This is a genomic window from Isoptericola sp. NPDC056618 (assembly GCF_042792715.1).
GTDB lineage: Bacteria > Actinomycetota > Actinomycetes > Actinomycetales > Cellulomonadaceae > Isoptericola > Isoptericola nanjingensis.
Map to the genome: position 1 here is coordinate 163,590 of NZ_JBHTVZ010000004.1, position 12,093 is coordinate 175,682.

Below are 12,093 nucleotides of genomic sequence, written 5' to 3' on the forward strand. Positions count from 1 at the left end.
AGCCGGGCCGGGGCGGACCGACCCTGGCCTCGGCCGGGGCGCTGTGGCACGCTGGGACCGACAGCAGCGTGGGAGCGCTCTCATCATGCGGGCGCCGATCAAAGGAGATCGCCGTGGTCCTCGGTTCCTCTCGTCTTGCCTCCATCCCGACGGCGGTCCGGTCGGCCGTCGTCCTCGCCGCGGCCGCGGGCCTCGCCCTCGGCGGGCTCTCGGCGTCGGCGGCGCCGCCACCGCCCCCGGACCCGCAGCTGTGGGTGGACCCGGACAGCTCGACGATCGGTCACGTCGAGGAGCTCGGCCTGACGGGGGACGCGCGCGACGACGCGCTCGCGCTCGCAGGCATCCCCTCCGCGAGCTGGTTCACCGGCGGCACGCCGCGCGAGGTGAAGCAGGACGTCAAGGACGTCGTCGTGCACGCGCACGCCGACAAGGCGGTCCCCGTGCTGGTCGCCTACAACCTCCCCTTCCGCGACTGCGCGCAGTACTCCGCGGGCGGCGCGACGTCGTTCGCGGAGTACACCGCGTGGATCGACGGGTTCGCGCGCGGGATCGGCACCAAGCAGGCGGTCGTGATCCTCGAGCCGGACGGGCTCGGCATCATCCCCTGGTACACGACCGTCGAGGGCAACCAGGAGTGGTGCCAGCCGGCGGAGGCGGACCCTGAGACGGCCGCCGCTGAGCGATTCGCCATGCTCAACCACGCGGTGGACACCCTGGGCGCGCTGCCGGGCACGAAGGTCTACCTCGACGCGGGCAACAGCAAGTGGCTCAACGTCGGCGACAACACGGACCGCCTCCTCAAGGCGGGCGTCGACCGGGCGGACGGGTTCTTCCTCAACGCCTCGAACTACCAGTACACCGAGAACTCGGTGGCGTACGGGCGCTGGATCTCGTCGTGCCTCGCGCTCGTCACGCAGGCGGGCGGGGCGTTCGGCGACTGCGGGAACCAGTACTGGAACGGCGGCCCCGCGAACGGGTGGTCGGGCGTGGAGATGTCGCCGTACGGGCGGTGGTCCGCGGACGCCGCCGACCCGGCGCTGAGCACGGCGGGCGTGGACTCGCGGTACGCCGAGCAGCTCGGTGACGTGCGCGCCACGACGCCGTTCGTCGTGGACACCTCGCGCGACGGGCAGGGGCCGTGGGACCCGGCGACCTCCGAGAACGTGTACTCCGACGCCGAGGACTGGTGCAACCCGCCCGGGCGCGGGCTGGGCCTGCGGCCCACGCTGGACACGGGCGAGCCGCTGGTCGACGCCTACCTGTGGATCAAGGTGCCGGGGGAGTCCGACGGCCAGTGCTTCCGCGGCACCGGCGGCCCGCTCGACCCCGAGCGCGGCATGGTGGACCCGCCCGCCGGGCAGTGGTTCGTCGAGCAGGCGGACGAGCTGGTCGAGCTCGCGGTGCCCGCCCTGTCCTGACCGCCGCTACCGGCGCAGCTCCACCAGGTGCCGGGCCGAGTGCGCGACGAACGGGCCGTCGGCCAGGATCCGTTCGTGCAGGTCGCGCAGCTCGGTCCGGTACGCGTCGACCGTGAAGCCCGGCACCATCCACACCACCTTGCGCAGGAACCAGACGACGGCGCCGACGTCGTAGAACTCGATCCGCAGCCGCTCGGCCCGCAGGTCGACGAGCTCGAGCCCGGCGGCGCGGGCGGCGGCCACCTCGTCCTCCGGGTCGCGGCCGCGCCGGACCTCCTCGGGCTGGGGGCCGAGGAAGAACTCGACGAGCTCGAAGACGCTCGCCGGCCCGACGTGCTGCGCCAGGTACGTCCCGCCCGGACGCAGTACGCGCGCGATCTCCGCCCAGCGGGGCGCGACCGGGTGCCGGCTCGTGACGAGGTCGAACGCGCCGTCCGCGAAGGGCAGGGGCGGCGAGCCCGGTCCGGCGTCGTCGTGCGCGACGACGGCCACGCCGCGCGGGTGCAGCAGCCGGGTGGCGGCCGCGACGTTGGGCGGCCAGCCCTCGGTGGCGACCAGCAGGCGGGGGAGCGCCGGCGCGGCGGCGAGCACCTCGCCCCCGCCCGTCTGCAGGTCGAGCGCGGCGTCGACCGTGCCGAGCCGGTCGTGCAGGAGCCGGGAGAAGCGCCAGCTCGGGCGCTCCTCCGTGGCGCGGCCCTCAAGCCAGGAGAAGTCCCAGCCGGACATCGGTGCGGCGTCGGCCTCGCCGACGAGCTCGTCGAACGTGCGGTCCATCCCGCCATCCTCGGGCGCCGACCAGGCGGTTGCTACCGAAATAGAGCGCGACGAGGGCGGATACCGGCGGCAACCGCCTGGTCGGCGAGGGTCCCGGCTCGGAGACGACGAAGGGCCCGGGACCACTCTCGTGGTCCCGGGCCCTTCGGTCCGGCGGAGGATGGGGGATTCGAACCCCCGAGGGCGTGAACCCAACACGCTTTCCAAGCGTGCGCCATAGGCCGCTAGGCGAATCCTCCTGGAGCGCGACCCGCATCCTGCGCGGGCAGCCCCAGAAGAATAGCCGACACCCTGCCGTGGCTCCGAATCCTGCGGGGGTGACGGCGGTCTCGCCCGCCGGTTTCGGGACGGGGCGGGGTCTCGGTTAGGCTGTCCGGCAGACCCCTCGTGCGGCACCATCTCGCCGAACTCCCCCAGGGCCGGAAGGCAGCAAGGGTAAGTGAGCTCTGGTGGGTGTGCGGGGGGTCCTTCACGTCCGGCCCGGCCCTCGCAGCGTCGCGAGAAGTGCCGCGGGTCACAGAATCCACCATCCGGACGGAGAATCGTCCACTGCGTGAGATTTCCTGGCCGTCGGCTTGGTGAACCGGGTCGCGGGTGGTCACTCTGAGGTCATGTCCCGCATCGCTCCCGCAGCCATCTCGACCGCGCGCTCCTGCCGTCGCGACGAGATGTGCCGCGCCGCGACGACCCCGGGCCGCACGGGCACGCGCCGAATGTGCGAGCTCGGCTGACGCCTCACCGGCATCGCACCCGACGACGTCGTCGTCGCCCCTCCCCGGCCCGCCCGGGGAACCACGCACTCCCTGCCGCCTCGAGCTGATGGCCGTGGCCGCCGCACCCCCACCCCGCCTCATCGGCGCCGCACCCGGCGCCTGCCCGGAAGGACCACCATGTCCCGGAACAGCACCCGCACCCGCCTCCTCACCGTCACCGCGATCGCCGCGGCCGCCACGTTCACGCTGTCCGCCTGCGGCGGCTCCGGCAACGCCGAGGGCGACGGCACGCTCCGCGTCGGCGTCGTCGGCGCGTCCGACGACAAGTGGGCCGTCTTCACCGACAAGGCGAAGGAGGAGGGCCTCGACATCGAGCTCGTCGACCTGCAGGACTACACGCAGGCCAACCCCTCCCTCTCGCAGGGCGAGCTGGACGCGAACCAGTTCCAGCACCTGCAGTTCCTCGCCGGCTACAACGTCGACGCCGACGACGACCTGACGCCGATCGGCGCCACCGCCGTCTACCCGCTGGGCCTGTACTCGGAGAAGCACACCTCGGTCGAGCAGATCCCCGCCGGCGGCGAGGTCGCCGTGCCGAACGACCCGACCAACCTGGCCCGCGCGCTCCTCGTGCTGCAGGACGCCGGCCTCATCGAGCTCAAGGACGGCGGCAGCGCCGTCTCCACCGAGGCCGACGTGCTGCCCAGCTCCAAGGTCACCGTGACGCCGGTCGCCGCCGAGCAGACGCCGATCCAGCTCAAGTCGGTGGACGCGTCCATCGTCAACAACGACTTCCTCGAGGACGCCGGGCTGTCCGCGGACGACGCCCTCTTCCAGGACGACCCCGACTCGGACGCCGCCGCGCCGTACATCAACGTCTGGGTGGCCCGCGCCGAGGACAAGGACGACCCCGACCTGGCGAAGCTGGTCGAGATCTCCCACTCGGACGAGGTCGTCGCGGCCGAGCAGAAGGCCTCCGGCGGCACCGCCGTCATCAAGGACAACTCGCCCGAGGAGCTGCAGGAGATCCTGTCCGGTCTCGAGGACGACATCCGCAACGCCTCCTGACCCGACGACGGCCGGGGAGCGCGGGCCAGCCCGCGCGTCTCGGCCGTCGTGCTGGGCACGATGGGCAGCACGAGCGGCCGAGCGGATGACGAGCGGACAGTGAGGACGAACAGGTGAGCGACAACACGGCCGGACCGGCCCCCGGGACGCCGGCGATCGAGCTGCGCGGGGTGTCGAAGACGTTCGGCGAGGGCGAGCGCGCGGTGCACGCCGTCGACGACGTGTCCCTCACGGTCCGCGCGGGCGAGATCTTCGGCGTCATCGGCTACTCCGGCGCGGGCAAGTCCACGCTGGTGCGCCTCGTGAACGCCCTGGAGACCGTCACGGCGGGCTCCGTGCTCGTCGAGGGCACCGACCTCACCGGGCTGCCGGAGCGCAAGGTCCGCGGGATCCGCGCGCGGATCGGCATGATCTTCCAGCAGTTCAACCTGCTGAGCTCGCGCACCGTCGCGGGCAACGTCGCCTACCCGCTCAAGGTGGCGCGCTGGCCGAAGGAGAAGCGTGCGGCCCGCGTGGCCGAGCTGCTCGAGTTCGTCGGGCTGTCCGACAAGGCGCGCGCGTACCCGCGCCAGCTCTCCGGCGGGCAGAAGCAGCGCGTGGGCATCGCCCGCGCCCTCGCGACGTCGCCCACCATCCTGCTCGCGGACGAGGCGACGTCCGCCCTCGACCCCGAGACCACCCGTGACGTGCTGGCGCTGCTGCGCCGTGTCAACGCCGAGCTCGGCCTCACCATCGTCGTGATCACGCACGAGATGGACGTCGTGCGCTCCCTGTGCGACCGCGTCGCCGTCATGGAGCACGGCAAGGTGGTCGAGGTCGGCGACGTGTACGACGTGTTCTCCGCGCCCAGCGCCGACGCCGCCCAGCGGTTCGTCGGCACGTCCATGCACGACCGGCCCTCGCCCGACGCGCTCGCCCGACTCCGCGAACGCCACCCCGGGCGCCTCGTCACCGTCGGCGTGCGGGAGGGTGCGAGCTCCGGCACCGAGCTCTTCCGCCTGCTGCGCGAGCACGAGGTGGACGGCTCCGTCGTCTTCGGCGGCATCAGCGAGGTCGGCCAGCGGCCGTTCGGCTCGCTCACGGTCGAGCTCGTCGCGCCCGACGAGCGCATCACGACCTTCCTCGCCGCGCTGCGCGAGCGCGCCGAGGTCGTCGACCTGGGCACCGCTGCGCGGCCGGTCGACGACCCGCGTGCGATCCGCGCCGACCGTGACCCGCAGGGCGTGCGGCCTGATCCCGACGACGACCTCGGCGACCCGTACGCGGCCGCCCGCGACGACGTCCTGCGGGGCGGCAACCTGCGCAACTTCGGAGGCGCGTGATGAACAAGGACTGGTCCACCCTGTGGCCGCTGCTGTGGGAGGCGTTCGGCCAGACCCTGCAGATGGTCACGATCGCCCTGCTCACCGGCGGCATCGCCGGCCTGGCGCTGGGGCTCGCGCTCTACGTGACGCGGCCGGGCAACCTGCTGGCGAACCGGGCCGTGTTCGGCGTCCTCAACGTCGTCGTCAACATCGTGCGCCCGATCCCGTTCATCATCTTCGTGACGTTGCTCGGGCCGGTGACCCTGCAGGTCGTGGGCACGACGCTCGGCACCGAGGCGTTCATCTTCCCGCTGTCGGTCATGACGGCGTTCGGGACGTCGCGCATCGTCGAGCAGAACCTCGTCGGGATCGACCCGGGCGTCGTCGAGGCGGCCCGCGCGATGGGGGCGTCGTCGTGGCGCATCATCACGACCGTGCTCGTGCCGGAGGCGCTCGCGCCGCTGATCCTCGGCTACACGTTCCTGTTCATCGCGGTGCTCGACATGTCCGCGATCGCCGGCCTCATCGGCGGCGGCGGGCTCGGTGACTTCGCCCTGCGGTACGGCTATCAGCGCTACAACTGGATGGTCGTGCTCGTCACCGTCGCGGTGATCATCGTCATCGTGCAGGTCGTGCAGTGGGTGGGGAACCGCCTGGCGCGCAAGGTGCTGCACCGCTGACGCCCTCGACGTAGCACCTGGTGGCGGTTCACGGGCGTGAATCGTCACCAGGTGCTACGTCGACGAGCGCGCGCGGACCGGCCTGTGCAGCGGCCTCGTCGGTGTCGGCTGCGGCGTCTAGGGTTGGGCGGGTGACGACAGCCCTGTACCGCCGCTACCGGCCCGAGACGTTCGCCGAGGTGATCGGCCAGGAGCACGTCACCGCACCGCTCATGCAGGCCCTGCGAAGCGGGCGCGTCAACCACGCCTACCTGTTCTCCGGGCCGCGCGGCTGCGGCAAGACGACGTCCGCCCGCATCCTCGCGCGCACGCTGAACTGCGCGCGCAACACCCCGGAGACCCCGCTCGACACCCCGTGCCGCGAGTGCCCGTCGTGCGTCGAGCTGGCGCGCGGGGGCCCCGGCTCGCTGGACGTCGTCGAGATCGACGCGGCCAGCCACAACGGCGTCGACGACGCGCGCGACCTGCGCGAGCGCGCCACGTTCGCCCCCGCCCGCGACCGGTACAAGATCTTCATCCTCGACGAGGCGCACATGGTGACGCCGCAGGGCTTCAACGCCCTGCTCAAGATCGTCGAGGAGCCGCCGCCGCACGTGAAGTTCGTCTTCGCGACGACGGAGCCGGACAAGGTGATCGGCACCATCCGGTCGCGCACCCACCACTACCCGTTCCGGCTCGTGCCGCCAGACGTGCTGGGCCCCTACCTCGAGCAGCTCACCGCCGCCGAGGGGATCGAGCTGGGCGGCGGCGTCGTGCCGCTGGTGACCCGCGCGGGCGGCGGTTCCGTGCGCGACAGCCTCTCCGTGCTCGACCAGCTCATCGCGGGCGCCACCGGCGGGGTCGTCGAGTACGACACGGCCGTCGGCCTCCTCGGCTTCACGCACGCCACGCTGCTCGACGACGTCGTCGACGCCCTCGCCGCCGGCGACGGCGCGTCGATCTTCCGCGTCGTCGACCAGGTGATCGCCACCGGGCACGAGCCGCGGCGATTCGTCGAGGACGTGCTCGAGCGGCTGCGCGACCTCATCGTCATCGCCGTCTCCGGCGATGCCGCCGAGGCCGTGCTGCGGGGCCTGCCCGCCGACCAGCTCGAGCGGATGCGCGCCCAGGCCGGACGCCTCGGAGTGTCCGAGCTGTCGCGCGCGGCCGACCTCGTCAACGCCGCGCTCACCGAGATGACCGGGGCCACGTCACCCCGGCTGCACCTCGAGCTGCTCTGCGCGCGGCTGCTGCTCCCCGGCGCCGACGACGGCACGGAGGGGCTCGCCGCACGCATCGAGCGGCTCGAGCGGGGCAGGATCGCCGCCGGCGCCACGCCCGCGCCACCCGCACCGTCCGCTGACCGGGACGTCGCCTCGACGCCCGCCCCGCCGGCGTCCGCGGGCGCGAGTGGGGGCGGCGGGCTGAGCGGCGCTGCCGCCGCACGGGCCGCCCTGCAGGCAAGCCGGCGTCCGGTGGGGGAGTCCGAGCCCGAGGCCGTCGCGGGGCCTGAGCCTGCCGCGGAGCCCGTCGCCGAGCCCGAGCCTGCCGCGGAGCCCGAGGCCGTTGCGGAGCCTGCGCCTGTCGCGGAGCCCGAGCCTGTTGCGGAGCCCGAGGCCGCGACAGAGCCCGAGCCCGTTGCGGAGCCCGAGCCCACGGCGGTCGAGGCCGCCGAGCCGGGGCCGGTCGAGCCGGTCGAGGCCACTCAGCCCGCGGAGCCGACGCCCGAGCCCGCGCAGTCCGTTCCCGCGAGCGGCGTCACCACCGAGGTGGTCCGGCGCCGCTGGCGCGAGGTCCTGAGTGCCATCCAGAGCCCGCAGGCCGCCGCGTTCCTCGGGGAGAACGCCCAGGTGAAGAGCCTGGATGGCGACGTCCTGCGCCTCGGGTTCGCGCCTGCCGTCGTCGGGCTGGCGCGCCGCGGACGGCCCGAGACCATCTCGGACGCCGTCTATCAGGCGCTGGGTATCGCCGTGCAGGTCGAGATCGTCGAGAACGAGGCCGGCCGGCGTCCGCGGGAGACCGGCGGCGCCCCGGCCCCGTCCGACCCGGGCGCAGACGCCGCCGAGGAACCCGACGACTCCGGGCGGCCCGTCGACCCCGAATGGCCCGACGTCCCCCCGCCCGGCGAGGGGCGCTCCGGTGGGGGCGGCGGCGCCACCGCCGGCGGCCCGGGGTCCGGAGCCGGCCCGCGCCCGTCCACCACCACGGTGGCGGCGACCGGGTCGCGCCCGGCCACCGCCGTCGCCGTCCTCGACTCGCCGGCGCCGTCCGCTCCGCGCACGACGCAGGCCGCCCCGCGGACCCCGCAGCCGCAGCAGCAGGCGAGGCAGGTCGCCTCGGTCGACGAGGCCGACGCGGCCTGGCTCGCCGGCGTCTCCCTGCACGAGCCCCCGCCCGACGACCTCCCCGAGCCGCCGCTGGACGAGCCGGTCGCAGCCCCGGTGGCCCGGCCCGTCGCGCCGCCGCGACCGGAGCCCGAGGCACCGCCGGTCGCGAGCGCACCCGCGGCCGTCCCGGCGCCGTCGTCCCCGCCCGCCCCCGCAGTGCCGCCCGCGCGCGAGACCCCGCGGCAGGCGGCCGAGCGCCGGGTGCGCGAGGCGCAGCAGTCGGAGGGCCGGTCGTCCTGGGCGTCCGCGTCCGGAGGGAACCCTGCGGACGACGAGCCGTCCGCCGACGACCCCGACATCGCGTCCGCCGGGCTGGTCGGCGTGCAGCTCGTGGTGCAGGTGCTCGACGGGAAGGTCATCGAGGAGATCGCGGAGCAGCCCTGACATGACCGGCCCCACCACCGACGGCGCGACCCGCACCACCACGCTGCACATCGTCGCGGCCGTCATCGTGCGCGACGACGGCCGCGCGCTGCTCGTGCGCAAGCGCGACACGACGGCGTTCATGCAGGTGGGCGGCAAGATCGAGCCGGGCGAGGAGCCCGTCGCCGCGCTCGTGCGGGAGTGCGCCGAGGAGATCGGCCTCGTCGTCGACCCGGCCGCCGTCCGCCCGCTCGGTCGCCGGACCGCCGTCGCCGCCAACGAGCCGGACCACGTGGTCGACGCGCACGTCTTCGAGGTCGCGCTGCCCGACGGGTTCGCCGTCGAGACGCGCGCCGAGCTCGCCGAGCACGTCTGGGTCGACCCGGCCGCGCCGGCCGCGCCGCACCCGCTCGCGCCACTGTCCGCGGACCTCATGACCGACGTCGCCGCACGCCGCGAGGCCGGATGAACGACGTCCCGCGCCGCGGGGCGATCCACCACGTCGAGCTCTGGGTGCCCGACCTGCCGCGTGCCGTGCGCTCCTGGGGCTGGCTCCTCGGCGAGCTCGGCTACCGGCCGCACCAGTCGTGGGAGCACGGGCGGTCCTGGCTGCTGGGCGACGGCTACGTCGTCGTCGAGCAGAGCCCGCGCTGACCGCAGCAACCCACGACCGGCGGCGGCCGGGCCTCAACCACCTCGCCCTGCACGCCGGGTCGCGCGCACAGGTCGACACGCTGGCTGCCGCCGCACCCCGGCACGGCTGGACCCTCCTCTTCGCGGACCGGCACCCGTACGCCGGCGGCCCCGACCACTACGCCGCCTATCTCGAGGACGCGGACGGCTTCGAGGCCGAGCTCGTCGCGGGCTGACCCCCCGGACCGGCGCTCCTCGCGGGAGCCTGGACTACCTCGCGGGAGCCCGTACTACCTCGGCAGGGCGGCGCGCAGGTCGTCCAGCCAGCCGGCGAGGTTGGCCACGGAGTCGGGCATGAACGGCAGCTCGTCGAGCATCCGCAGGAACCGGGCGGGCGGCACCCACGCGCCCCACGCGACCTCCTCGGGCTGCCACGTGACGGGTCCGTCGTAGGTGCACTCGTAGAGGAACTCGCGCATCCGGGTGCGGTCGTCGGCGTAGTCGGCCACGCCGAGCGGCGCCAGCTCCACGCCGGTCACGCCGAGCTCCTCCGCCAGCTCGCGGCGCGCGGAGTCGAGCGGCTCCTCGCCGGCGCGCAGCACGCCGCCCGCGCAGAAGTCGTACCGGCCGGGATACAGGTCCTTCGTGTCGGTGCGGCGGTGCACGTAGACGTCGCCGGCGCCGTTGCGCACCACGACGGCGGTGGCCGCGTGCCGCAGGTTCTCCGCGCGCACCCGCGCCCGCGGCGCCGTCCCGCACTCGCGCCCCGCCTCGTCGTACAGCGCCACGACCTCGGCCCCCGCGACCTCGCCCATACGAGCATCCTGCCGCACCCGCCGGCCGGCATGACAGATGTCACGGCCCGTCCGTGCGCGGCTCACGCCACCCGGTGACGGGCGGCACTACCTGCGACGACGCCCCGCCGCGAGGGTGGAGGCATGACTTCGGAACCCATCGTCCACGTCCGCGGGGCACGCCGCCGGTACGGCACCTTCGAGGCCGTCCGCGGGGTCGACCTCGACGTCCACCGCGGGGAGCTCGTCGCCCTGCTCGGCACCAACGGCGCGGGCAAGACGTCGTTCGTCGAGCTCGTCGAGGGGCTCGCGCCCGCCTCCGGCGGCACGGTCCGCGTGCTCGGTCACGACCCGTACCGCGAGCGGCGGCGCGTCGTGGGCTCCCTCGGGATCATGCTGCAGAGCGCCGGGTTCTCCGGCGACCTCACGGTGGCGGAGACGGCGCGCACCTGGGCCGGCACCCTGTCGCGCCCCCGCCCGGTGGCGGACGTCCTCGGCGCCGTCGGGCTGGAGCACCGCGCCGACGTGCGGGTCGCCAGCCTCTCGGGCGGGGAGAAGCGCCGCCTGGACCTGGCGCTCGCCACCCTGGGCGACCCCGAGCTCCTCTTCCTCGACGAGCCCACGACCGGCCTCGACCCGGAGAGCCGTCGCGCCACCTGGGCGCTGGTGCAGGGCATGCTCGACGCGGGCACCACGGTGCTGCTCACCACGCACTATCTGGAGGAGGCGGAGCAGCTCGCCGACCGGATCGCGATCATGCAGGCCGGCCGCGTGGTGCGGACGGGGTCGGTCGCCGACGTCGTCGCCGCCGAGCCGGCCCGCGTGGAGGCGGTGGTGCGCAACGACGGCGGCCGGGCCGTCACGCCCGCGGTGGCGGACCTGCCCGCGCTGGCCGGCCTCGTCGGCGCCCCCGACGTCGACCGCACGGGCCGCCTGCGGCTGCGCACCACGCGCCTGCAGGACGACCTGCTCACCCTGCTGCAGTGGGCCGACGCCCGGCGCCTGCGGCTCGACGACCTCGACGCCCGGGCGGCGTCGCTCGAGCAGGCGTTCCTCGCCCTCGACGACACCGAGGGCACGCCCGGTGCACAGCGCACGACCGACACGGAGGCAGCGGCATGACCACCACGACCACGACCCCCGCCCGCCGACGGGCCACGCCGGGCACGGGCGGCGGCGCCCGCCGCGTCGCCGCGCTCGCCCGCGCGGAGCTGCGCCTGCTCGTGCGCAACCGCACCGCGCTGTTCAACGCGCTCGCCCTCCCGCCGATGACGGTCGGGCTGTTCGCCGCGCTCGGCGTCATCGGGGACGGGGCGCCCGCCGCGGCGGGCGCCGTCCTGCTCAACCTGCTGACGTTCATGGCGCTCGCGTTCGTCGTCTACTACAACCTCACGGTCGCGTTCGTGGCCCGGCGCGAGGAGCTCGTGCTCAAGCGCTACCTCGTGGGGGAGTGCTCCCGGGCGGAGATCCTGGTCGGCACCGCGGTGCCCGCGGTCGTGGTGGCGCTGGCGCAGACGCTGCTGGGGATCGTCGCGGTGTCGGTGTTCCTCACGCCGCCCGCGTTCGTCAACCCGCTGCTGATGGTCGTGGCCGTGCTCGGCGGGGCCGCGATGCTCACGCTGCTGGCCGCCGCGACGTCCGGCCTGTCCCGCACCGTGGAGTCCGCGCAGCTCACCACGCTGCCGCTGCTCATCGTCGCGATCCCGTTCGCGGGCCTCTTCGGCGCGCCCGGCGCGTCGAGCGGCGTGCTCGACACGATCGGCACGTTCACCCCGCTGCGCCCGATCACCGACCTCATGCTGCTCGGCGCCGGCGGGATCGACGGGGACGGACAGGTGGTGACGTTCGCCGAGACGTTCGGCGCCGCCGCGCTGCCCGTCGCCGTGCTCGCCGCGTGGACCGTCGTGGGCGTGCTCGCCGCCCGGAGGTGGATGCGGTGGGAGCCGCGTCGGTGACCGACCCGCCATGGCAGGCTGGCCC

The 12,093-nt window shown here is 74.6% G+C and carries 12 protein-coding genes, 1 tRNA gene and 1 other RNA gene; 11 read left to right on the forward strand and 3 right to left on the reverse strand.

The window, feature by feature from the left end; genetic code table 11:
• Window positions 1-113 precede the first annotated feature (113 nt).
• Complete coding sequence (locus ACFQ8T_RS08215) at window positions 114-1,418, forward strand: glycoside hydrolase family 6 protein (RefSeq protein WP_430546061.1); 1,305 nt, start codon at window positions 114-116, stop codon at window positions 1,416-1,418.
• Between the two features lie 6 nt (window positions 1,419-1,424).
• Here the strand turns inward: ACFQ8T_RS08215 and ACFQ8T_RS08220 are convergent, their stop codons facing one another.
• Window positions 1,425-2,192 (reverse strand): class I SAM-dependent methyltransferase, encoded by a 768-nt coding sequence (locus ACFQ8T_RS08220; protein WP_430546062.1) that lies wholly within the window; start codon window positions 2,190-2,192, stop codon window positions 1,425-1,427.
• Window positions 2,193-2,346: 154 nt separating this feature from the next.
• Window positions 2,347-2,431, reverse strand: a tRNA-Ser gene (locus ACFQ8T_RS08225).
• Window positions 2,432-2,568: 137 nt separating this feature from the next.
• Here ACFQ8T_RS08225 and ffs point away from each other — a divergent pair.
• From ffs to ACFQ8T_RS08265, 8 genes are all read left to right on the forward strand, one after another.
• An RNA gene (ffs, locus tag ACFQ8T_RS08230) (signal recognition particle sRNA small type) lies at window positions 2,569-2,665 on the forward strand.
• A gap of 417 nt (window positions 2,666-3,082) precedes the next feature.
• A complete protein-coding gene (locus ACFQ8T_RS08235) occupies window positions 3,083-3,973 on the forward strand; it encodes a MetQ/NlpA family ABC transporter substrate-binding protein (protein ID WP_430546063.1) in 891 nt (296 codons plus the stop codon).
• A 113-nt stretch (window positions 3,974-4,086) separates the two neighbouring features.
• Entirely contained in the window at window positions 4,087-5,295 is a 1,209-nt protein-coding gene (locus ACFQ8T_RS08240; RefSeq protein WP_430546064.1) for a methionine ABC transporter ATP-binding protein, read from the forward strand.
• The gene (locus ACFQ8T_RS08245; RefSeq protein ID WP_430546065.1) at window positions 5,295-5,957 is read left to right on the forward strand and encodes a methionine ABC transporter permease; all 663 of its coding nucleotides are present in this window, start codon (window positions 5,295-5,297) and stop codon (window positions 5,955-5,957) included. The genes ACFQ8T_RS08240 and ACFQ8T_RS08245 overlap by 1 nt, the downstream gene beginning before the upstream one ends.
• Window positions 5,958-6,088: 131 nt before the next feature.
• Window positions 6,089-8,707 carry a DNA polymerase III subunit gamma and tau gene (locus ACFQ8T_RS08250; RefSeq protein ID WP_430546066.1) on the forward strand — a complete coding sequence of 873 codons (2,619 nt, stop codon included), beginning with the start codon at window positions 6,089-6,091 and terminating at the stop codon, window positions 8,705-8,707.
• Between the two features lies 1 nt (window position 8,708).
• A complete protein-coding gene (locus tag ACFQ8T_RS08255) occupies window positions 8,709-9,155 on the forward strand; it encodes an NUDIX domain-containing protein (protein ID WP_430546067.1) in 447 nt (148 codons plus the stop codon).
• A complete protein-coding gene (locus tag ACFQ8T_RS08260; protein ID WP_430546068.1) occupies window positions 9,152-9,340 on the forward strand; it encodes a hypothetical protein in 189 nt (62 codons plus the stop codon). The genes ACFQ8T_RS08255 and ACFQ8T_RS08260 overlap by 4 nt, the downstream gene beginning before the upstream one ends.
• Window positions 9,274-9,555, forward strand: coding sequence for a hypothetical protein (locus ACFQ8T_RS08265; protein WP_430546069.1), 282 nt, complete (start codon window positions 9,274-9,276; stop codon window positions 9,553-9,555). The genes ACFQ8T_RS08260 and ACFQ8T_RS08265 overlap by 67 nt, the downstream gene beginning before the upstream one ends.
• Window positions 9,556-9,609: 54 nt before the next feature.
• On the opposite strand, the gene ACFQ8T_RS08270 is transcribed toward ACFQ8T_RS08265, so the two are convergent.
• A complete protein-coding gene (locus ACFQ8T_RS08270; RefSeq protein ID WP_430546070.1) occupies window positions 9,610-10,134 on the reverse strand; it encodes an NUDIX hydrolase in 525 nt (174 codons plus the stop codon).
• A gap of 123 nt (window positions 10,135-10,257) precedes the next feature.
• Here ACFQ8T_RS08270 and ACFQ8T_RS08275 point away from each other — a divergent pair, with 123 nt between their 5' ends.
• Together ACFQ8T_RS08275 and ACFQ8T_RS08280 are read left to right on the forward strand one after the other, a co-directional pair.
• A complete protein-coding gene (locus ACFQ8T_RS08275) occupies window positions 10,258-11,235 on the forward strand; it encodes an ABC transporter ATP-binding protein (protein WP_430546071.1) in 978 nt (325 codons plus the stop codon).
• The gene (locus ACFQ8T_RS08280) at window positions 11,232-12,068 is read left to right on the forward strand and encodes an ABC transporter permease (protein ID WP_430546072.1); all 837 of its coding nucleotides are present in this window, start codon (window positions 11,232-11,234) and stop codon (window positions 12,066-12,068) included. Before ACFQ8T_RS08275 ends, ACFQ8T_RS08280 begins: the two co-directional genes overlap by 4 nt.
• Window positions 12,069-12,093: the final 25 nt, after the last annotated feature.